Here is a 21,337-nt window from a genome sequence, read left to right on the forward strand (position 1 = left end):
CGCGCCCCGCCCCCCCCCGGCGGCCCCCCCCCCCCCCCCCCGGCCCGCCCGCCCCCCCCCCCCCGCCCCCCCCCCCCCCCCCCCCCCCCAAGGCCGGAACAGCTAACCAGGATTTTTGATCTGCCACAGGCGATCAGGAGAAACACATGAACAACTGGATCAGCGCCCTCGCCGAGCTGCAAACCGCAGGGGAAGCCTGCGTGCTGGTGACCATCATCGAGGAGCGCGGCTCGACACCGCGCAACGCAGGCTCGAAAATGGTGGTCAGCGCCGAGCGGATCTACGACACCATTGGCGGTGGCCATCTGGAATACAAGGCCATGGACATCGCCCGCCAGATGCTCGAAAGCGGCACCCAGCAGACGCGTCTCGAACGCTTCAGCCTCGGCGCGAGCCTGGGTCAGTGCTGTGGCGGCGTGAACGTACTGCTGTTCGAACCTATGGGCCAGCCCCAGGCGCAGATTGCCGTGTTTGGCGCAGGCCACGTCGGCCGCGCCCTGGTGCCGCTGCTGGCCAGCCTGCCTTGCCGGGTGCGCTGGATCGACTCGCGGGAAGCGGAATTCCCCGCGCAGTTGCCCGAAGGGGTGAGCAAGATCGTCAACGATGAAGTGGTCGACGAAGTGGACAACCTGCCCGCCGGCAGTTATTGCATCGTCATGACCCATAATCACCAACTGGACCTGGAACTGACCGCCGCCATCCTCAAGCGTGGCGACTTCACCTGGTTCGGACTGATCGGCTCGAAGACCAAGCGCGTCAAATTCGAACACCGCCTGCGCGATCGCGGCTTCGATCCGGCACTGGTGCAGCGCATGCGTTGCCCCATGGGCCTGTCCGAAGTGAAGGGCAAATTGCCGATGGAAATCGCCGTGTCGGTCGCAGCCGAAGTGATCGCCACCTATAACGCCTGCTTCGGGATGGAAAGCGGCGAGCAAGGCTCGACTTCCGAACCCGTCGCCAAGCTGATGCCGGTCTCCCGCCGCAGCCAGGCTCAATGAACATTTGAAGAACGAATCCTGAACATGACTACTGCAAAGAAAGCCTACCGCGCCGCCATCGTCCACAGCATCGCCGACCCGGCTGAAGTGGTGATCGAGGCGTCCTACGAGTATTTCGAAGACGGCCTGATGGTGGTCGAGAACGGCAAGATCATCGCCGTCGGCCACGCCAAGGATTTGCTGGGCACGCTTGCCAGCGACATCGAAGTGGTGACCTACAGCGATGCGCTGATCACCGCCGGTTTCATCGACACTCACATCCATTTGCCACAGACCGGCATGGTCGGGTCCTACGGCGAACAGTTGCTGGACTGGCTCAACACCTACGTGTTTCCTGTCGAGCGTCAGTTCGCCGATCCTGCGCACGCCGCTGAAGTGTCTGACATCTTCATTCAGGAATTGCTGCGCAATGGCACCACCACCGCGCTGGTGTTCGGCAGCCGTCACAAGGAGTCGGTAGATGCGTTCTTCACCGCTGCCGAGAAGCTGAATCTGCGGATGATCGCCGGCAAGGTGATGATGGACCGCAACGCCCCGGACTACCTGGTGGACACCGCCGAGTCCAGCTACGTCGACAGCAAGGCGCTGATCGAGCGCTGGCATGGCAAGGGCCGCCTGCACTACGCGGTCACGCCACGCTTTGCGCCCACCAGCACGCCACAGCAACTGGCCCTCGCCGGCCAGTTGCTGGGCGAATACCCCGACCTCTACATGCAGACCCACATCAGCGAAAACCTGAAGGAAGTCGAGTGGGTCAAGGAGCTGTTCCCGGAGCGCAAGAACTACCTGGACGTGTACGACCACTTCAAGCTTCTGGGCGAGCGCTCGGTGTTCGCCCACGGCGTGCATTTGTGCGATCAGGAGTGTGAGCGGTTGTCGGAAACCGGGTCAGCCATCGCCTTCTGCCCGACGTCCAACTTCTTCCTGGGCAGCGGGCTGTTCAACCTGCCGATGGCGGAAAAGCACAAGGTGAACGTGGGACTGGGCACCGATGTGGGTGGCGGCACCAGCTTCTCGATCCTGCAGACGCTGAACGAGGCCTACAAGGTGATGCAGCTGCAGGGCGCCAAGCTCAGCCCGTTCAAGTCGCTGTACCTGGCGACCCTGGGCGGCGCGCGGGCGCTGCGTCTGGAGGACAAGATCGGCAACCTGCATGAAGGCACCGAAGCGGACTTCGTGGTCCTGGACTACAACGCCACCCCGCTGCTGTCGTACCGCATGAAGCAGGCGACGAGCATCGAGGAGAAGCTGTTCGTGCTGATGACGCTGGGGGATGACCGGACGGTGAGCGAGACGTATTCGGCGGGGGCGTTGGTGCACAAGCGCTGAGGAAAGCGCCGATTTCGCGCGCATCCTCTACCCCCTGTGGGAGCGGGCTTGCCCGCGAAGCGTTGGGTCAGTCAATGTGATGTTGGCTGACCGGACGCCTTCGCGGGCAAGCCCGCTCCCACAGTTGCTTTAATCAATGCCCGAACTCCACGATCAAACCGCCGTACTGCGCCCCGGCTTTTTCTTCGGCAGCACCAGGTGCGAGAACACCGCGTGCAGGTCATCCGACGCGCTTTCTTCGTCCAGGTTGAGCTTGCTGTCGATGTGATCCATGTGGTGCATCATCAGGTCCACCGCCAGCGTTGCGTCGCGGGCCTGGATGGCGTCGATCAGCTGGGTGTGCTCATCGTAGGAACAGTGCGTGCGGTTGCCGCTTTCGTACTGGGCGATGATCAGCGAGGTCTGCGACACCAGGCTGCGCTGGAAGCTGATCAGCGGTGCGTTCCTGGCTGCCTCTGCCAGTTTCAGGTGGAACTCGCCAGACAGCCGGATTCCCGCCCCACGATCCCCTCTGGAGAAGCTGTCGCGCTCGTCGCTGACCATCTTACGCAGTTCATTGAGCTGCTCGACGGTGGCGTGCTGCACCGCCAGCTCCGTGATGGCCTTCTCGACCATGCGCCGGGCGAAAAACACCTGCCGCGCTTCTTCGACACTGGGGCTTGCCACCACGGCGCCACGGTTCGGGCGCAGCAGCACCACGCCTTCGTGGGCCAGGCGCGACAAGGCGCGACGGATGATCGTGCGGCTGACCCCGAAGATCTCCCCCAGGGCTTCTTCGGAAAGCTTGGTGCCGGGCGCCAGGCGCTGCTCGAGGATCGCCTCGAAGATGTGCGCGTAGACGATGTCGTCCTGGGTGCCGCTGCGGCCTGCCTTGGCGGCGCGCGGTTGTTTCTTGAGGGGTTGCAGCTGATCGTTCATGGACACTCACAAGACCTGAATCCGGCCCGGGGGCCGTGCCGTGACTGCAGGGAACAGCCACTGTTGGTAAAACCAATAGCAGATATCCGCGCAAAGTCACAGTAAAAGTAATGGCGCATTGTACACAGTGTGCAAAGTCTGCACATAGGCGTGTTCTATTGGGCCTTATGCACACAATCGGTAAAATCCTTGCGACAAAATCAAAAACATTATTTGCAATTTTTGTATACAAAAGCATAATTCGCTCGTGCACGTTTCTGACCTTTCAGTCAAGAAATCGGACTGAAGGTCGACTCGCTTCAAAGAGCAGTTACCGGCTCTGAAAAAAACAACAAAAACGTCCCGAGGATTTCACTGTGGAAAGTCGCAAAACCGAAGCCGCGCCGCTCGATACCACTCCAATAGAAGCAAGGCCGCCACGCACCGGCCTGCTCGAGCGCATCTTCAAGCTGAGCGTGCATGGCACCACCGTCAGGACCGAGCTGCTGGCGGGCCTGACGACCTTCATCACCATGGCCTACATCATCTTCGTCAACCCCAACATCATGGCTGACGCGGGTATCGATCACGGCGCCGCCTTCGTCGCGACCTGCATCGCCGCGGCCCTGGGTTGCCTGCTGATGGGCCTGTACGCCAACTGGCCGGTGGGCCTGGCGCCAGGCATGGGCCTGAACGCGTTCTTCACCTACACCGTGGTCGGCACCATGGGTTACAGCTGGCAGACGGCGCTGGGTGCGGTGTTCATCTCGGGCGTGATTTTCATGATTCTGACCCTGTCGCGCATTCGCGAATGGCTGCTGAACAGCATTCCGGTCAGCCTGCGTTATGCCATGGGTGCGGGGGTCGGGCTGTTCCTCGGCCTGATCGGCCTGAAGACGGCGGGCATTGTGGTCGACAGCCCGGCCACCCTGATCAAGTTGGGCTCCCTGCGTGAGCCTGGCCCGCTGCTGGCGGCGATCTGCTTTCTGATGATTGCGGTGCTCAGCTACCACCGGGTGTTCGGCGCGATCCTGATCAGCATCATCACCGTGACACTGGCCGGCTGGGGCCTGGGACTTGTGCACTACAACGGTATCTTCTCTACCCCGCCAAGCCTTGCGCCGACCTGGATGGCCATGGACATCGCGGGCGTGTTCAACGTCAGCATGATCAGCGTGGTGCTGGCCTTCCTCTTCGTTCATATGTTCGACACGGCGGGCACCCTGATGGGCGTCGCCCAGCGTGCAGGCCTGGTCAATGAAGACGGCCGCATCGAGAACCTGTCCCGCGCCCTCAAGGCCGACAGCGCATCGAGCGTGTTTGGTGCGATGGTCGGTGTGCCGCCGGTCACCAGCTACGTGGAAAGTGCTTCGGGTGTGGCGGCGGGCGGTCGTACAGGTCTCACCGCCGTGACCGTGGGTGTCCTGTTCGTGGCCGCGATGTTCTTCGCACCGCTGGCGGGCATGATTCCTGCCTACGCCACTGCAGGCGCACTGATTTATGTGGCGATGCTGATGATGGGCGGCATGGCGCACATCGATTGGGATGAAGCCACCGACGCGATTCCGGCCATCGTCACGGCGATCATGATGCCACTGACCTTTTCGGTCGCCGACGGCATCGCCCTGGGCTTTATCACCTACGTGGTGCTGAAGGCGGGTACCGGGCGGCATAAGGAAATTTCCGTGAGCCTTTGGGCGCTGTGCGCGATCTTCATTGCCAAGTTTGTGTTCCTGTAAACCCACGCAAAACCCGTGTAGGAGCGCGCTTGCCCGCGATGGCGTCATGTCTGTGCCACATTGATTGACTGACCCACCGCCATCGCGGGCAAGCGCGCTCCTACAGGCGTCAACGACAACGTCATCCATGGGATGGCGTTTTGTCATTTCAAAAAAGGAGAAATAAAGCATGACTCTGGAAACCTGGCTGCTGTTCAGCGGCGCTGCGCTGGTGGTGATTCTGATCCCAGGCCCGCTGTCGCTCTTGATGATCGGCAACAGCCTCAATTACGGCCTGTTGCGTTCGTACCCGGCGTTCCTCGGCGGGGTCTGCGCCTCGATCTGCCTGCTCAGCGCGTCGGCATTGGGCCTGGGCGCGCTGTTGATGGCATCCGAGCAATTGTTCAGCGTGCTGAAGATCGCAGGTGGCCTGTACCTGTTTTATCTGGCCTGGCAGAGCTGGAAGCAATCCCGCCAACCAGCGACCGCTCAGGAAGTACCCCAGGCGCTGGTCCATCCGGGTTTCGCTTCACTGTTCTGGCGTGCCTTTGTGCTGGGCGGCAGCAACCCGAAAGACATCCTGTTCTTCGCCGCCTTCCTGCCGCAGTTTCTCAAGGCCGATCAGCCGTTTCTTGGCCAGTTGCTGACCATGATCGTGACCTGGACCCTGCTGGACCTGGCCTGCAAGCTGTTCTACGGCCTCAGCGCCCAGGGCGCGGCGCGGTACCTGCGCACCGGGCGCGGCCAGAGCTGGTTCAACCGCATCAGCGCGGGGTTGTTTGGCGGGGCGGGCACGGCGGCGTTGCTTAGTCATTGAGCCCGCGACATCCCTTGTAGGAGCGCGCTTGCCCGCGATGCGTCATGTCTGTGCCGCATTAATTGGCTGACACACCGCCATCGTCCGGATGCGGCCCAGGCCAAGCGCGCTCCTACAGGTGTAAGGCGTTGACGCCGGGAAACGCCAGGCAAAAAAAAGCCCGCAGTGTGGGGCGGGCAATGAGGAACAGGGTCAGTGCGATGAAGCGGGTCAAGCGGTTGAATCAGCTACCGCGATAGGTCGAGTAGCTGTACGGCGAAATCAGCAGGGGCACGTGGTAGTGGTCCTGGCCGGCATCGATGCCGAAACGCAGCACCACTTCGTCCAGAAACGGCTGCTCGCCCAGTTTCACGCCCTTGGCGCGGTAGTAGTCGCCGGCGCTGAATTGCAGTTGATAGACACCGGAACGGTAATCCTCACCTTGCAGCAACGGCGCATCGCAGCGGCCGTCGGCGTTGGTGCGGGTCTCGGCGATCTTTTCCAGGCGCTCGCCCTCGATGCGGTACAGGGCAACGCGGATGTCACTGCCGGGGCAGCCATGCGCGGCGTCCAGCACGTGTGTGGTCAATCGTCCCATGGCGTGTCAGTGCCTCTTTGTGGATGGTTGGGGTAAGGGCGCGCACTCATTCAGGGCCTGAAAGATGCGGGCGATGAGCGATTAAGACACTTTCTGCGAAAATTGTACACAATTAAAATGGCTTTTTTGACCCTATCCGCCCGGCCATCCTGTTGGAGCCTGATTTCTCGGGCATCGCGGATATTGCTGCGTTTTTTCAGCTTAACCTGACCACTCAGGCAAGTTTCTTGCTACGTACAGTGGGGTGATGTACGGCAGCAGAAAGGCGAAAAAACAGGGTTACAAATAGTAAATAAAGTTGTATACAATCTATCCATCGCCGCAGTGGTCCTGCCAGGTTCGACCCGACCACTGCCACAGACAAAACGTAGATAAGGAAGATTGCAGTGAGCGCCGACTATCCACGCGACCTGATCGGTTACGGCAGTAACCCGCCCCACCCACACTGGCCAGGCAATGCCCGGATCGCGCTGTCGTTCGTACTCAATTACGAGGAAGGCGGCGAGCGCAACATCCTGCACGGTGACAAGGAATCCGAAGCCTTCCTGTCCGAGATGGTCGCCGCGCAGCCGCTGCAAGGCCAGCGCAACATGAGCATGGAGTCGCTGTACGAATACGGCAGCCGTGCCGGCGTGTGGCGCATCCTCAAGCTGTTCAAGCAGTTCGACATCCCGCTGACCATCTTCGCCGTGGCCATGGCCGCCCAGCGTCACCCGGACGTGATCCGCGCGATGGTCGAAGCCGGCCACGAGATCTGCAGCCACGGCTACCGCTGGATCGACTACCAGAACATGGACGAGGCCCAGGAACGCGAGCACATGCTCGAAGCGATCCGCATCCTCACCGAGCTCACCGGCGAGCGCCCGCTGGGCTGGTACACCGGGCGTACCGGCCCGAATACCCGTCGCCTGGTGATGGAAGAAGGCGGTTTTCTCTACGACTGCGACACCTACGACGACGACCTGCCCTACTGGGAACCGAACAACAGCACCGGCAAGCCGCACCTGGTGATTCCCTACACCCTGGACACCAACGACATGCGCTTCACCCAGGTGCAGGGTTTCAACAAGGGCGACGACTTTTTCGATTACTTGAAGGACGCCTTCGACGTGCTCTACGCCGAAGGGGCCGAGGCGCCGAAGATGCTTTCCATCGGCCTGCACTGCCGCCTGATCGGCCGCCCTGCCCGCCTGGCCTCGCTGCAGCGTTTCCTTGAATACGTCAAAGGCCATGAGCAGGTGTGGTTCGCCCGCCGCGTCGAGATCGCCCGCCACTGGCATGACGTGCACCCTTTTGAAGGAGCCGCCAAGTGAGCCGTTTCCAGACCCTGACGCCTTCATCCCTTACCCGCGAAGACTTCGTCAAAGCCTTCGCCGACATCTACGAGCATTCGCCCTGGGTCGCTCAGAAAGCATTCGACCTGGGCCATGGCAGCGACATCGACGACGTCGACGTCCTGCATGCCCGTATGAGCGACATCCTGTTGAGCGCCGATCACGCCACGCAACTGGCGCTGATCAACGCTCACCCGGATCTTGCCGGCAAAGCCGCCGTGCAAGGCCAACTGACCGAAGCCAGCACCAACGAACAGGCTGGCGCCGGTATCCACCAATGCACGGCTGAAGAGTTTGCACGCTTCACCGAGCTGAACGACGCCTACAAGGCCAAGTTCGCGTTCCCCTTCATCATGGCGGTCAAGGGCAGCAACCGGCATCAGATTCTTGCGGCATTCGAGACGCGCATTCACAACTCGGCCCAAACCGAGTTCGCCTGCGCCCTGGCCGAAATCAACAAGATCGCGCTGTTCCGATTGCAGACACTTTGAGCCCCAACCGACCTTCTCCCACGCCATCAATAAAAGGCAGACAAAAAGAATGAAAGCTTACGCCGTACCCTTCGAGAAATTCGTCAACCTGGCCGATGCACGTCTGGGCACCAAGATCATCTCCGTCACCGACGACTGGTTCGCCGATGCCAACCGCCTGTTCCAGCCGACCCCGGCTGTGTGGAAAGAAGGCGTGTTCGACGACAACGGCAAGTGGATGGACGGCTGGGAATCGCGCCGCAAGCGTTTCGAAGGTTATGACAGCGCGGTGATCCGCCTGGGTGTGGCAGGTTCGATCAAGGGCGTGGACATCGACACCTCGTTCTTCACCGGCAACTACCCGCCATCGGCGTCCCTGGAAGGCTGCTTCCTGGCCTCGGGCGAACCGGACGAGAACACCGTGTGGACTGAAGTGCTGGCAGCGGTAGAACTCAAGGGCGACAGCCACCACTACCACGAAATCAGCGACGCCAAGGCCTACAGCCACCTGCGTTTCAACATCTACCCGGACGGCGGCGTGGCGCGCCTGCGCGTGTACGGCGTGCCGCACCGCGACTGGTCGGCCGTTGGCGACAACGAGCAAGTGGACCTGGCCGCAGCCCTGAATGGCGGCCGCGCGCTGGCCTGCTCCGACGAGCACTTCGGCCGCATGAGCAACATCCTCAACCCGGGCCGTGGCATCAACATGGGCGACGGCTGGGAAACTGCGCGTCGTCGCACGCCAGGCAATGACTGGGTGATCGTGGCGCTGGGGCATGCCGGTGAAGTCGAGCAGATCGTCGTCGACACCCTGCACTTCAAGGGCAACTACCCGGACAGCTGCTCGATCCAGGGCGCATTCGTCAAAGGCGGCACCGACAGCCAGATCGAAACCCAAAGCCTGTTCTGGCGCGAACTGCTGCCGAGCCAGAAGCTGCAGATGCACGCCGAGCACAGCTTCGTCGAGCAGATCAACAAGCTGGGCCCGATCACCCACATCCGCCTGAACGTGTTCCCGGATGGTGGTGTGAGCCGCTTGCGTGTCCTCGGCAAAGTAGCCAAGTAACGAGCAGCTGACCGACCCTGTGGGAGCGGGCTTGCCCGCGAAGGCGATATGTCTGCAAACCATGTGTTGACCGGCACAACGCTTTCGCGGGCGAGCCCGCTCCCACAGAAGACAGCAGGATCGCAGATCCATCACTGAACTTGAGAACAGAAGAATCCGCATGCGCAAACTGATTATCGAGCCGTTGACCAAAGAAGCCTTCGCCCCTTTCGGTGATGTCATCGAAACCGATGGCAGCGATCATTTCATGATCAACAACGGCTCGACCATGCGCTTTCACAAGCTGGCGACCGTTGAAACGGCAACGCCGGACGATAACGCGATCATCAGCATCTTCCGCGCCGACGCGCAGGACATGCCGCTGACCGTGAGCATGCTGGAGCGCCATCCGCTGGGCAGCCAGGCTTTCATTCCGCTGCTCGGCAACCCTTTTCTGGTCGTGGTCGCGCCATTTGGCGATGTTCCTGAACCAGAGTTGACCCGCGCCTTCATCACCAATGGCAGGCAGGGTGTTAATTACCATCGCGGCGTCTGGCACCACCCGGTGCTGACGATCGAAAAGCGGGATGACTTCCTGGTGGTTGATCGCAGTGGCAGTGGCAATAACTGCGATGAGCATTTCTTCGAAGAGAGTCAGAAAATGATTCTCGATCCCCAACAATAAAAGAGGGTCTGACTGCTCGCTAAGTGGCAGAAGACTAACGGTAAAGACTGTGGCTGCACATCTGATGGAATGGCTGAATCTGGGCGTGCGCTGGATTCACATGATCGTCGGGATCGCCTGGATCGGCGCATCCTTCTACTTCGTCTGGCTGGAGAACAACCTCAACCGCGCCAAGCCGCGCGACGGGCTGTCGGGTGACCTGTGGGCGATCCACGGCGGCGGTATCTACCACCTGGAAAAATACAAGCTGGCCCCGCCGACCATGCCGGACAACCTGCACTGGTTCAAATGGGAAGCCTACTGGACCTGGATGTCGGGCATCGTGCTGCTGTGCATCGTGTTCTACTCCAACCCCACGCTTTACCTGCTCGCGCCCGGCAGCACACTGACCGGCGGCGAAGGCATCGCCATCGGCGTCGGCGCCCTGGTCGCCAGTTGGTTCATCTACGATTTGCTCTGCGACTCGCCACTGGGCAAGCGCCCTGGCCTGCTGGGCCTGGTGCTGTTCGTGCTGGTCATCGGGGCCTGCTACGGCTTCACCCAGGTGTTCAGCGGCCGTGGTGCGTACCTGCACACCGGCGCGATCATGGGCACCATCATGGTCGGCAACGTGTTCCGCATCATCATGCCGGCGCAGCGCGCACTGGTCGCGGCTATCGCCGAGAACCGCACGCCGGACCCGACGCTGCCAGCCAAGGGCCTGCTGCGTTCGCGTCACAACAACTACTTCACGCTGCCTGTGCTGTTCATCATGATCAGCAACCACTTCCCGAGCACCTACGGCAGCCAGTACAACTGGCTGATCCTGGCGGCGATCGCGGTATGTGCGGTGTTGGTGCGTCACTACTTCAACACCCGTCACGACAGCAACAAGTTCGCCTGGGCACTGCCGGTCGGCGCACTGGGGATGATCTGCCTGGCCTATGTCACAGGCCCTGCGCAGATGGCCAAGGCGCCTGACGTGGCGAAGATCGAGTACCAGCCGCTGCCTGCTACCGCCATCGGTGGTCATCGCGCCGACGAACCGCAACCTGCAAAAGCCCCCGCCCCAGCTGAGCAACCGGCACAGGCGAGCAATGCCGGCGGCGTGGATTTCAACAAGGTGCACAGCGTGATTCAGGAACGCTGCGCGGTCTGTCATTCGGCCAAACCGACCAGCCCGCTGTTCAGCAGTGCGCCGGCCGGGATCATGTTCGACACCCCGCAGCAGATCCAGCAACTGGCCCCGCGCATCCAGGCCCAGGCCGTGACTGCGCAGATCATGCCACTGGGCAACATCACCCAGATGACCCAGCAGGAACGTGACCTGCTGGGGCAGTGGATCGACAAGGGGGCCCAGACGAACTGATGTAGCGGCGCCTTCCCTTGTAGGAGCGCGCTCGCCCGCGACGGCGGTGTGCCAGGCAACATCGATGGCACAGACCGATCGCAATCGCGGGCAAGCGCGCTCCTACATAGGATCGCGTTGACGTGAAGTTCCACCGCCCAGCCGCAACGGGCGTACTCAAAAATAAGAACAAATGAGGTGTTGCATGTCCGAGTCAACTCACGCGCGCATCCCTGCTGCGCCACCACGACAGCCCCTGCCACTGATGCAACTGATTCTGGTGGGCCTGCAACACGTCCTGCTGATGTATGGCGGTGCCGTCGCGGTGCCGCTGATCATCGGTCAGGCCGCTGGCCTGTCTCGCGAAGAAATCGCCTTTCTCATCAACGCAGACCTCCTGGTCGCCGGTATCGCCACGGTCGTGCAATCCTTCGGGATCGGCCCGCTGGGGATTCGCATGCCGGTGATGATGGGGGCAAGCTTTGCCGCTGTCGGCAGCATGGTCGCGATGGCCGGCATGCCCGGCGTCGGCTTGCCGGGGATTTTCGGCGCGACCATCGCTGCCGGTTTCTTCGGCATGCTGATCGCCCCGTTCATGTCGAAAATCGTGCGCTTCTTTCCGCCACTGGTGACCGGTACCGTCATCACCTCCATTGGCCTTTCGCTGTTTCCGGTTGCGGTCAACTGGGCGGGCGGCGGCAACAAGGCCGTAAGCTTCGGTGACCCGGTGTATCTGGGCGTGGCGGCGCTGGTGCTGGGCAGCATCCTGCTGATCAACCGCTTCATGCGCGGTTTCTGGGTAAACATCTCGGTGCTGATCGGCATGGGCCTGGGCTACATCCTGTCGGGCTTCATCGGCATGGTCGACTTGAGCGGCCTGGCCCAGGCCGAGTGGGTCAAGGTGGTCACGCCAATGCACTTCGGCATGCCGACCTTCAGCCTGGCGCCGATCCTGTCGATGTGCCTGGTGGTGGTGATCATCTTCGTCGAGTCCACCGGGATGTTCCTGGCACTGGGCAAGATCACCGACCGCGAAGTCACCCCCGGCATGTTGCGTCGCGGCCTGCTGTGCGATGCGGCAGCGTCGTTCCTGGCGGGTTTCCTCAACACCTTCACCCACTCCTCGTTCGCCCAGAACATCGGCCTGGTGCAGATGACCGGTGTGCGTTGCCGCTCGGTGACCATGGTTGCCGGTGGCTTCCTGATCCTGCTCAGCCTGCTGCCCAAGGCTGCGTACCTGGTGGCGTCGATTCCGCCAGCAGTGCTCGGCGGCGCGGCCATTGCCATGTTCGGCATGGTGGCGGCCACCGGTATCAAGATCCTCCAGGAAGCCGACATCTCCGACCGTCGCAACCAGTTGCTGGTTGCGGTAAGCATCGGCATGGGCCTGATCCCGGTCGTGCGGCCGGAATTCTTCAGCCAGTTGCCACACTGGATGGGGCCTATCACCCACAGCGGCATTGCCATGGCGACCTTGAGCGCCGTGCTGCTCAACCTGCTGTTCAACGTGCTCGGCGGTGCCGAACGCGCGGCCATGGCAGGGCCTGTGCACTCGCACTGACAAACGTTTACCTGGTGTCGATTCAGGTGCTCCGTCGCGGAGCACTTGAGCCTGGTGGCGCGAGTCAGTATCCTCCGCCGCCGCTCGAAATCAGGGTCGAACGACCACCAACAAGATTCTGACTGCAAAGTTAGTTAACCGATCACCCGCTGCACCCTCGAAAAGGCATTGAAAACACTCTTCCCTCGACTGTTGCGAAAACAGCCGACGAGTCTTTTTGGCCTTTTTTCCGGCTGCGGGCGCGGTTTCGTTGCACCCTTCAAGTTGACCAAATGGACAACTTATTCAGAAGAAATAGCGCCACATCAGAGCGTTACAACCGAGCGACAACGACTTTAAACCTTAGGGAGTAAATGCATGAACCGTACACTTTCCAGCCTGATGGCCGCAGGCAGCCTGCTCGCCGCCGCCCCTGCCATGTCGGGCGATCTGTTGCAGTGGCAGAGCAACAGCCTGACCTATCTCTACGGCAAGGACTTTGCCGTGAACCCGGAGATCCAGCAGACGTTCACCTTCGAGCACGCGGATGGCTGGAAATACGGCGACAACTTCCTGTTCGTCGACAACATCTTCTACAACGGCAAGAAAGATCCGGGCGTGGGCAACAACACCCTGTACGGCGAGTTCTCCCCTCGCCTGTCGATGGGCAAGATCTTTGGTCAGAAATTCGAGCTGGGCCCGATCAAGGACGTATTGCTGGCGGGTACTTACGAGTTCGGCGAAGGCGACGTCGAGTCGTACCTGATCGGTCCGGGCTTCGACCTGAACATCCCGGGCTTCGACTACTTCCAGCTCAACTTCTACAAGCGCTACAACGACGGCCACCGTGCCGGTTACGGCGCCTGGCAGATTACGCCGGTGTGGTCCTACACCATTCCGGTGGGCAAGTCGGACATTCTGATCGACGGGTTCATGGACTGGGTCGTGGACAACAAACAGTCCAACACCAAGGGCGACTACCACTCCAACCTGCACTTCAACCCGCAGATCAAATATGACCTGGGCAAGGCGATGAACCTGGCGGAGCGCCAGCTGTACGTGGGTATCGAGTATGACTACTGGACGAACAAATACGGGATCAATGACACCCGTTACTTCGATACCGATCAGAACACTGCCAGCCTGTTGGTAAAAGTGTTCTTCTAATCAGTGCAGGCGTGGGCTTTGTTTGATCGAAGCCCACGCCAAGCGGCACTCAACGCCGCGCCTGGGCCGAGCCGTCCTTTTGCCGGTCGCGATTGACCAGTTGAACCCCCGCCAGCGGCATTCCCACGCCGACGACCATCAGGCTCCACAGCACGTACTCCAGACCGAACAGCACAACCGCGCCGCCCACCATGAAAGTCGCAAGACTTGGCACGCCCAGCGCGCAGATCAACAAAGCGTGAGTGCCAAGGCGTTTCCTGAACGGCACGCTGCCAAACACGCACACCAGCCACAAATAGAGCCAGGCGACGATGGTCAGCAGATAAAGGCTCAGGTGCAGCAGGTCTCCGGACATCCCGTATCCATGCATGGTCTATCTCCTTCTAGCAAATACGTCGTCGAAACGGCAATTCGATCCATTTAAATGCCGCGGCGGATTTTACACCCGTTGCCAGCGCCAGGGCTGCCCGCCGGTAAAAAACTGAAAGCGGATATGTCGCCAACTGTAACTTTCATGGGATTTTCATTTCCATTCGACCAGCTTTTAACGCCCGCCAATGGACTATGCCCCCCGTCGGCCCTCGCCAGACGCCACTTCCAATAATGTGTCTGACCCACTTCGGTATAGCCCATGAATAAACTTCCACAGATTACCCTCGCGTTCTGGATCATGAAGATCTGCGCTACAACGCTGGGTGAAACCGCTGGCGACCTGCTCTCAATGACCCTGGATGTCGGCTATCTGATGAGTTCGCTGATTCTGATCAGCGTGTTTGTCGTCACCCTGCTTACCCAACTTTCGTCCAAACGCTACAACCCTGCGCTGTACTGGATCGTGATTCTTTCGACCAGCACGGCGGGCACCACGATGTCCGATTTCATGGATCGCACGCTCGGGCTGGGGTACGCGGCGGGCTCGGCGATTCTGGTGGCGATCCTGCTGGCGATTTTCTCGGTCTGGTACATGAGTGAGAAATCGCTGTCGGTCAGCCGGGTGACGACGTTGAAGGCGGAATTGTTCTACTGGTTCGCGATCCTGTTTTCCAACACCCTGGGCACGGCGCTGGGTGATTTCCTGGCCGATGATTCGGGCCTGGGCTTTGCCGGCGGCGCGCTGTTGATCGGTTCGGGTATCGCGGTGGTGGCGGTGCTGCACTACACCACGCGCCTGTCGTCGGTGGCGCTGTTCTGGATCGCGTTCGTGCTGACCCGGCCGTTCGGCGCGACCCTGGGCGATGTGCTCACCAAGCCCCATGAAAAAGGCGGGCTGGATTTTGGCACCGTCGGCTCGTCGATGGTGTTGTTGAGCATCCTGGTGGTGCTGGTGGGCGTGGCGATGTTCTACCACCGCAAACCGGCCAAGGCCTATGCGCAGGTCGCCGATAATTGACGGGTATGGGGGCAGTCTTGAGATCGCTCCCGCGGGCAAGCCCGGCTGCTACGGGGCAGAGTGTTCATTAAATCTGGGGAGTTATTGATTGACCTGTGGGAGCGGGCTTGCCCGCGAATGCGTCAGCCTTGACGCTTCGAAGGTGCTGGATCCACCGCCTTCGCGGGCAAGCCCGCTCCCACAGTTCAGGGCCAAGTAGTGATCGCCGACGCCGGCAAGCCGGACTGCTACGGCGTGCGCTTTTCCCATGGCATCGGTTTGCCTGCCCTGACCTTGGCGTTGAGCGCGCGCAGCAGCTCCAGCGGGTCGCGGTCTTCCAGGGCGTGGCTTTGCTCGTCCACCCAGGTCATGACTTGTTGCCGGTCGAGCGTCGGCCGGCGATGAAGGATTTCCACCAGTTGTCGTTCGCAATGTTGGGCATAGGCAACGACGCTGGAAAACAAAGGGCTGTTCATGCTGCTGTCACCTCGCCGTTCAGATCCGGTTCATTCCCCGCTCCCATGCCCGCCAGAAACCCGGACACGGTCACTCCACTGACCGGATCATAGCGCGTTCGCCGCAATCTTGAGCCTGCCGCGAGGCCGGTGCTACCATTCGCCACCGCCGAGCCGGCAAGGACATTCCGCTTTATGAGCAGCATCCGCGAGCGCAACAAAGAACTGATCCTGCGCGCAGCCAGTGAAGAATTCGCCGACAAGGGCTTCGCCGCCACCAAGACCAGCGACATCGCCGCCAAGGCTGGCGTGCCCAAGCCCAACGTCTATTACTACTTCAAATCCAAGGACAACCTCTACCGCGAGGTGCTCGAAAGCATCATCGAGCCGATCATGCAGGCCTCGACGCCCTTCAATCGCCAGGGGGTTCCGGCTGAAGTACTGAGCGGCTACATCCGCTCCAAGATCCGCATTTCACGCGACCTGCCCTTCGCCTCCAAGGTGTTCGCCAGCGAGATCATGCACGGTGCGCCGCACCTGACCGCCGAGCAGGCCGAGCAGCTCAACGCCCAGGCCCGGCACAACATCGAGTGCATCCAGGGCTGGATCGACGACGGCCTGATCGCCCCGCTCGACCCGCACCACCTGATGTTCAGCATCTGGGCCGCGACCCAGACGTACGCGGACTTCGACTGGCAGATTTCCTCGGTCACCGGCAAGGCCAAGCTGGACGACGCCGACTACGAAGCCGCCGCCCAGACCATCGTGCGCCTGGTGCTCAAGGGGTGTGAGCCGGATCGTTGAGGCTTATGGCGCCTTGCCCGATTGCAGGGCCTTGTCGACGCCATCGAGCAGTTGCCCGAAGCTCCACGGCTTGCGGATAAAGGTCACCTGATGCTGCACGCCGGAGCTTTCCGGCGTTTCGTGGCCGGACATAATCAGGATGGGAATCTGCGGCCACTTGTTACCCGACAGGTTGGCTAGATCGGCTCCATTCAACGTGCCCGGCATGAGAATGTCGGTCAGCAGCAGCGACACGCGGTCGGCGTGCTCATCGAGAAACCTCACCGCGTCGTCGGCGTTCTCCAGGGCATGGGTCGAGAAACCCTCGTCGCCCAGAATCTCGCACACGAAATCACGGATGATCGACTCATCTTCAACCACCAGGATGAGGCGTTTTTCCTGCTCGTTTGCTGCCATTTGCGCTGCACCCACCATAATTCTTCCCGTCACCTGTCCGGCTGGTCCTGTCCTGGACTCCGGCTGCTGTCGGTACTGTGAACGGCGCGCGCGCTGGAAATTCCATTCAGTGACGAGATTTGATTGAAACGGTTGTAAGGGCAGCCTTTCAGGCATAAAAAAACCCGCCGAAGCGGGTTTGTGCAAGACCGTCCAAAATCCATGTCGGCAGCCATTCCTGGCGAACGGTCGATCGTCCCTGATCCCGCAGCGTTCCTTCGTTGCGGTTGATGGGATCCAATTTACTGTGATAACTGGATCCCATCCAGAGCCAAAATCTCCATTTCGTGTAAGCCTTTGGCTATATCGATGGCATTCTGACGCCATTGTTTTGTTGGACTAATGGCCAATTGGCCATATTCGATGACTGGCTGTACAAATCCGCATGCCGCTCTCAGGTTTGTCCGGCCCGGGCCGAGATGCTTGAAGACGAGCCCGCTGTCTGCCATTCGCCATGGTGCCTGACGAGGCTTGGCGCAATAACAAGAACAATGAAACGGAGTGACGATCATGAATATGCGTAACCTGTCGATCAGCCGGCGCCTGTGGCTGATTCTAATCGTCGCCGTGCTGATGCTGTTCACCCTGGCCGTGGCCATGCTCAAGCAGATCCACGACGATCTGTACGACGCCAAGGCGCAGAAAACCATGCACGTGGTGCAGACTGCCAGCGGTCTTCTGGAGTACTACCAGGGCCTTGAAAACAGCGGCAAGCTGACCCGCGAACAGGCCCAGCAGCAGGCGATGGACGCCATTCGCGGCCTGCGCTACAACCAGACAGACTACTTCTGGATCAATGATCTGCGGCCTGTGATGATCATGCACCCGGCCAACCCCAAGCTAGTGGGACAGGATCTGTCCGGGGTGAAGGATCCGGACGGCTTCCAGGTCTTCAACGAAATGGTCACCCTGGCCAAGGCCAAGGGCGCCGGCATGGTCAACTATCGCTGGCCCAAGCCGGGCGCCAGCGAGCCGGTGCAGAAGACATCCTATATCTCGCTGTTCACCCCGTGGGGCTGGATCATCGGCTCTGGCGTGTATGTCGATGACGTGCAGGCCGAGTTCCAGCAGCAGGTCATCAAGGCCCTGTCGATCAGCGCCGGGATCATTCTGGTAATGGCGCTGCTGTTGACCCTCATCGCACGCAGCATTGCCGGGCCGTTGAACGCCACCGTCGAGGCCATGGCCAGCATCGCCAGTGGCGAAAGCGACCTGACCCGCAGCCTTGAAACCCAGGGCAAGGACGAGATCACCCAACTGGCCGGGCATTTCAATGCATTCACCGCCAAACTGCGCGGGGTGGTCAGCCAATTGCAACTGTCGGCAGTGGGCCTGGGCCAGGCGTCGAGCGAACTGGGCAACAACGCGGTGCAGGCCCAGGAACGCAGCCAGCAGCAATCGCTGCAGATGGAACAGGTCGCGACCGCCATCAACGAAGTGACCTATGGCGTGCAGGATGTCGCCAAGAACGCGGAGCATGCCGCCAGCGAGATGCGCAGTGCCCAGTCCCAGGCGCAGCAGGGCCAGGCGAACATCGACAGCAGCCTCAAGCAGATCGATCACCTGTCCGGCACCATCAGCCAGGCGGTGGACGTGATCCGCACCCTGGCCAGTGAAAGCACGCAGATTGGCGGGGTGCTGGAAGTCATCAGCTCCATCGCCGAACAGACCAACCTGCTGGCCCTGAACGCTGCCATCGAAGCGGCGCGCGCAGGCGATCAGGGTCGCGGCTTTGCGGTGGTGGCCGACGAAGTGCGCCTGCTGGCGCAACGCACGCAGAAATCCACGGCGGAAATCCAGGCGATGATCGAACGCCTGCAAAGCCATTCCGATGCCGCCGTGAAAGTTATCAGCGACAGCAGCCGCTCCTCGCAACTGACCATCGAACAGGCGCACTTGGCCGGCCAGAGCCTGACCTCCATCAGCCGGGCCCTGCAAAACCTCAACGGCCTGAACGCCTCGATTGCCAGCGCGACGTTGCAGCAATCCCACGTAGTCGAAGACATCAACCAGAACGTGACCCAGGCCGCGCAGCTGTCCCAGGGCACCGCGATTGCCGCCGAGCAGTCCAGCGCCGCCAGTGCGCAGCTCAAGGGCTTGAGTGAGCAGTTGAACGGGTTGTTGCGGCAGTTCAGGGTGTAGATCTGGCGCAAATAGCCTTTGTAGGAGCGCGCTTGCCCGCGATTGGGATTTTCCGTTGCTCATGCGTCATTTGATACGGCGCAATCGCGGGCAAGCGCGCTCCTACTTGATAGAGGTTTGCCCTTCAGCCATTATGTATACAATAAAAAATAATATTGAATACATACATGCAAACCCTTCGATCTGCCCCCGCCTCCCACTGTCCCGACTGGGCCGAAGCGCTGCTCAATGGCTTCAGCCAGGTGCTTCTGCAACGCAGTCCCCTGTGTGGCTTGATGTGCCTGCTGGCGATTCTCATCAGTGCGCCTTCCTCCCTTGGCGGCGCGCTGCTCGGTGCCGTGTCGGGCCTGCTGACCGCGCAGCGTCGCGGTTACCCCAAGGCCGAGCGGCAGTCCGGGGTGTACAGCTATAACGGCGTGCTGCTGGGCTTGCTGATCTGCTATCGGTTCGAATGGTCGCCGATGCTGCCACTGCTGGTCATCGCCTGTGGCGGGCTGAGCGCGATGCTGATGCACGCCTGGCTGCAACGCACGCCCAGGGCGTCTTGCCTGAAGGCCTACACCGCGCCGTTCGTGCTTTTCAGCTGGGTGCTGCTGACCTTTGCCGAGCCGATGCCCGCCGCCCCTATGGTCGATACCGGTCTGCTCCAGGCGCTTCCGGTGGGCCTGGGCCAGGTGTTTCTGCTGGACCATCCGCTGGCAGGCGTGCTGATCGGCATCGGCTTGCTGTTGTCCAGCCGGAACGCTGCATTGTGGGCGGCCTTCGGCTGCGTCAGCGGAGTGGCCTTCGCCCTCTGGCAGCAGGAAACCAATCTGGCGTTGCTGGGGCTTGCCGGTTACAACCCGGCGCTGGCGGCTCTGGCGTTCAGCCATATACGCCACAAGCCGTGGCTGCCAGCCATCGCCGTCGCACTGGCGATCCTGCTCCAACCGGGTTTTTCCAGTCTGGGCCTGGCGACGTTGACCGCGCCGTTCATCCTCTCCTGCTGGCTGGTGCAGGCAGGTGGCCGTCTGTTTCGACAGTCTGTGCAGGATCGCCCGCTGCGTTTCTAAACGGTCATAAGTACAGAAGTTTTTAATCTATAAGACGCTAACCGTTTTCGTTATAGTCGCGGCCATTAGCCATCCCTTTTTTCATAAGAATAATCGCGACACGACAAAGGAATTCGCAGTGAAAAAAATCTTCGCCGCCTCGATGCTGACCTGCGCCATGGCCTTCGCCAGCGCCGCCCACGCCGCCCCAGAGCTGCTCAACGTCTCCTACGACGTGATGCGCGACTTCTACAAGGACTACAACGCTGCCTTCCAGAAGCACTGGCAGGACGAGCACAAGGAAGACGTCACCCTGAAGATGTCATTCGGTGGTTCGAGCAAGCAGGCCCGCGCCGTGATCGACGGGCTGCAGGCGGACGTCATCACCATGAACATGGCAACCGACATCAACGCCCTGGCCGACAATGGCGAACTGGTCCCGAAAAACTGGGTCGAGCGCCTGCCCAACCACAGTGCGCCGTTCACTTCCGCCACTGTGTTCATCGTGCGCAAGGGCAACCCCAAGCATTTGAAAGACTGGCCGGACCTGGTCAAGGATGGCGTCGAAGTCGTGGTGCCGAACCCGAAAACCTCGGGCAACGGCCGCTACACCTACCTGTCGGCGTGGGGCTACACCCTGAAGAATGGCGGCGATGAAGCGGCGGCGAAGAAATTCGTCGGCGAGTTGTTCAGCCATGTACCAGTCCTGGACACGGGCGGTCGCGGTGCTACCACCACCTTCATGACCAACCAGATCGGCGACGTGCTGGTGACCTTCGAAAACGAAGCCGAAATGATCGCCCGCGAGTTTGGCCGCGACCAGTTCGAAGTGGTCTACCCAAGCGTCTCTGCCGAGGCCGAGCCGCCGGTGAGCGTGGTCGACAAGGTGGTGGACAAGAAAGGCACCCGCGCCGCTGCCGAGGAATACCTGAAGTACCTGTGGTCGGCGCAGGGCCAGGAAATCGCCGCCGCCAACTACCTGCGTCCACGTGACCCGGCGGTACTGGCCAAGTACACCGACCGCTTCCCGAAAGTCGATTTCCTGTCAGTGGAGAAGACCTTCGGCGACTGGCGCACCGTGCAGAAGACGCACTTCGTCGATGGCGGAGTGTTTGACCAGATCTACCCCGCCAAGTAAGGGGTTGGGATGAAATGAAAACGGCGACCCATCGAGGTCGCCGTTTTTTTATCCCCGCC

At 60.9% G+C, this 21,337-nt stretch carries 21 protein-coding genes and 1 pseudogene; 17 read left to right on the forward strand and 5 right to left on the reverse strand.

The genetic code is table 11. The features are described from left to right. Positions 1–146: 146 nt before the first annotated feature. Both xdhC and guaD read left to right on the forward strand, forming a co-directional pair. On the forward strand, positions 147–998 hold the full coding sequence (gene xdhC / locus ACIPOO_RS21445) for a xanthine dehydrogenase accessory protein XdhC (protein WP_400609673.1): 852 nt from the start codon (positions 147–149) through the stop codon (positions 996–998). Positions 999–1,022: 24 nt separating this feature from the next. Next, positions 1,023–2,327, forward strand: coding sequence for a guanine deaminase (gene guaD / locus ACIPOO_RS21450; RefSeq protein ID WP_400609675.1), 1,305 nt, complete (start codon positions 1,023–1,025; stop codon positions 2,325–2,327). A gap of 153 nt (positions 2,328–2,480) precedes the next feature. Here guaD and ACIPOO_RS21455 read toward each other — a convergent pair whose 3' ends face one another. Continuing rightward, positions 2,481–3,245 (reverse strand): GntR family transcriptional regulator, encoded by a 765-nt coding sequence (locus tag ACIPOO_RS21455; protein ID WP_274132441.1) that lies wholly within the window; start codon positions 3,243–3,245, stop codon positions 2,481–2,483. Positions 3,246–3,601: 356 nt separating this feature from the next. Between ACIPOO_RS21455 and ACIPOO_RS21460 the strand changes: the two genes are divergently transcribed. Together ACIPOO_RS21460 and ACIPOO_RS21465 are read left to right on the forward strand one after the other, a co-directional pair. Further along, entirely contained in the window at positions 3,602–4,963 is a 1,362-nt protein-coding gene (locus ACIPOO_RS21460) for an NCS2 family permease (RefSeq protein WP_400609678.1), read from the forward strand. A gap of 169 nt (positions 4,964–5,132) precedes the next feature. Beyond that, on the forward strand, positions 5,133–5,759 hold the full coding sequence (locus ACIPOO_RS21465) for a LysE family translocator (protein ID WP_400609680.1): 627 nt from the start codon (positions 5,133–5,135) through the stop codon (positions 5,757–5,759). 223 nt (positions 5,760–5,982) lie between these two features. Here the strand turns inward: ACIPOO_RS21465 and uraH are convergent, their stop codons facing one another. Then, the gene (gene uraH, locus ACIPOO_RS21470; RefSeq protein WP_274132435.1) at positions 5,983–6,336 is read right to left on the reverse strand and encodes a hydroxyisourate hydrolase; all 354 of its coding nucleotides are present in this window, start codon (positions 6,334–6,336) and stop codon (positions 5,983–5,985) included. Between the two features lie 386 nt (positions 6,337–6,722). Here uraH and puuE point away from each other — a divergent pair, with 386 nt between their 5' ends. The 7 genes from puuE (at position 6,723) to ACIPOO_RS21505 (ending at position 13,904) form a co-directional block, all read left to right on the forward strand. After that, positions 6,723–7,649, forward strand: coding sequence for an allantoinase PuuE (gene puuE / locus ACIPOO_RS21475; RefSeq protein ID WP_400609682.1), 927 nt, complete (start codon positions 6,723–6,725; stop codon positions 7,647–7,649). Continuing rightward, the gene (uraD, locus tag ACIPOO_RS21480; protein WP_400609684.1) at positions 7,646–8,161 is read left to right on the forward strand and encodes a 2-oxo-4-hydroxy-4-carboxy-5-ureidoimidazoline decarboxylase; all 516 of its coding nucleotides are present in this window, start codon (positions 7,646–7,648) and stop codon (positions 8,159–8,161) included. Before puuE ends, uraD begins: the two co-directional genes overlap by 4 nt. Before the next feature lie 49 nt (positions 8,162–8,210). Next, positions 8,211–9,206: an allantoicase gene (gene alc, locus ACIPOO_RS21485; RefSeq protein ID WP_274132428.1), complete on the forward strand. Its 996-nt coding sequence runs from the start codon at positions 8,211–8,213 to the stop codon at positions 9,204–9,206. A gap of 160 nt (positions 9,207–9,366) precedes the next feature. Further along, complete coding sequence (locus tag ACIPOO_RS21490; protein WP_400609686.1) at positions 9,367–9,870, forward strand: ureidoglycolate lyase; 504 nt, start codon at positions 9,367–9,369, stop codon at positions 9,868–9,870. 49 nt (positions 9,871–9,919) lie between these two features. Continuing rightward, positions 9,920–11,218, forward strand: a complete 1,299-nt coding sequence (locus tag ACIPOO_RS21495) for a urate hydroxylase PuuD (RefSeq protein WP_274132425.1) — start codon at positions 9,920–9,922, stop codon at positions 11,216–11,218. Between the two features lie 184 nt (positions 11,219–11,402). Next, complete coding sequence (locus ACIPOO_RS21500) at positions 11,403–12,758, forward strand: nucleobase:cation symporter-2 family protein (RefSeq protein WP_274132424.1); 1,356 nt, start codon at positions 11,403–11,405, stop codon at positions 12,756–12,758. 357 nt (positions 12,759–13,115) lie between these two features. Next, positions 13,116–13,904, forward strand: coding sequence for an outer membrane protein OmpK (locus ACIPOO_RS21505; RefSeq protein ID WP_400609689.1), 789 nt, complete (start codon positions 13,116–13,118; stop codon positions 13,902–13,904). Between the two features lie 49 nt (positions 13,905–13,953). Here ACIPOO_RS21505 and ACIPOO_RS21510 read toward each other — a convergent pair whose 3' ends face one another. Further along, positions 13,954–14,259: a hypothetical protein gene (locus tag ACIPOO_RS21510; protein ID WP_400609691.1), complete on the reverse strand. Its 306-nt coding sequence runs from the start codon at positions 14,257–14,259 to the stop codon at positions 13,954–13,956. A gap of 276 nt (positions 14,260–14,535) precedes the next feature. Here ACIPOO_RS21510 and ACIPOO_RS21515 point away from each other — a divergent pair, with 276 nt between their 5' ends. Beyond that, positions 14,536–15,294: a hypothetical protein gene (locus ACIPOO_RS21515; protein ID WP_400609693.1), complete on the forward strand. Its 759-nt coding sequence runs from the start codon at positions 14,536–14,538 to the stop codon at positions 15,292–15,294. Between the two features lie 227 nt (positions 15,295–15,521). On the opposite strand, the gene ACIPOO_RS21520 is transcribed toward ACIPOO_RS21515, so the two are convergent. Further along, positions 15,522–15,749: a hypothetical protein gene (locus ACIPOO_RS21520; protein WP_274132419.1), complete on the reverse strand. Its 228-nt coding sequence runs from the start codon at positions 15,747–15,749 to the stop codon at positions 15,522–15,524. Positions 15,750–15,923: 174 nt separating this feature from the next. Between ACIPOO_RS21520 and ACIPOO_RS21525 the strand changes: the two genes are divergently transcribed. After that, on the forward strand, positions 15,924–16,532 hold the full coding sequence (locus ACIPOO_RS21525) for a TetR/AcrR family transcriptional regulator (protein WP_274132418.1): 609 nt from the start codon (positions 15,924–15,926) through the stop codon (positions 16,530–16,532). 3 nt (positions 16,533–16,535) lie between these two features. On the opposite strand, the gene ACIPOO_RS21530 is transcribed toward ACIPOO_RS21525, so the two are convergent. Next, entirely contained in the window at positions 16,536–16,928 is a 393-nt protein-coding gene (locus ACIPOO_RS21530; protein WP_274132417.1) for a response regulator, read from the reverse strand. Between the two features lie 636 nt (positions 16,929–17,564). Between ACIPOO_RS21530 and ACIPOO_RS21535 the strand changes: the two are divergent. The 4 genes and pseudogenes from ACIPOO_RS21535 to ACIPOO_RS21550 form a co-directional block, all read left to right on the forward strand. Continuing rightward, a pseudogene (locus ACIPOO_RS21535) lies at positions 17,565–18,251 on the forward strand (cache domain-containing protein); the annotation flags it as partial. Between the two features lie 123 nt (positions 18,252–18,374). Then, the gene (locus ACIPOO_RS21540) at positions 18,375–19,109 is read left to right on the forward strand and encodes a methyl-accepting chemotaxis protein (protein ID WP_400609812.1); all 735 of its coding nucleotides are present in this window, start codon (positions 18,375–18,377) and stop codon (positions 19,107–19,109) included. Positions 19,110–19,276: 167 nt separating this feature from the next. Next, the gene (locus tag ACIPOO_RS21545; RefSeq protein WP_274132415.1) at positions 19,277–20,161 is read left to right on the forward strand and encodes an urea transporter; all 885 of its coding nucleotides are present in this window, start codon (positions 19,277–19,279) and stop codon (positions 20,159–20,161) included. Between the two features lie 118 nt (positions 20,162–20,279). Then, positions 20,280–21,278 carry a sulfate ABC transporter substrate-binding protein gene (locus tag ACIPOO_RS21550; protein ID WP_274132414.1) on the forward strand — a complete coding sequence of 333 codons (999 nt, stop codon included), beginning with the start codon at positions 20,280–20,282 and terminating at the stop codon, positions 21,276–21,278. The last annotated feature ends 59 nt before the right edge of the window (positions 21,279–21,337 follow it).

The sequence above is a fragment of the Pseudomonas sp. NPDC090201 genome (genome assembly GCF_044746825.1).
Classification (GTDB): Bacteria; Pseudomonadota; Gammaproteobacteria; order Pseudomonadales; family Pseudomonadaceae; genus Aquipseudomonas; species Aquipseudomonas putida_AD.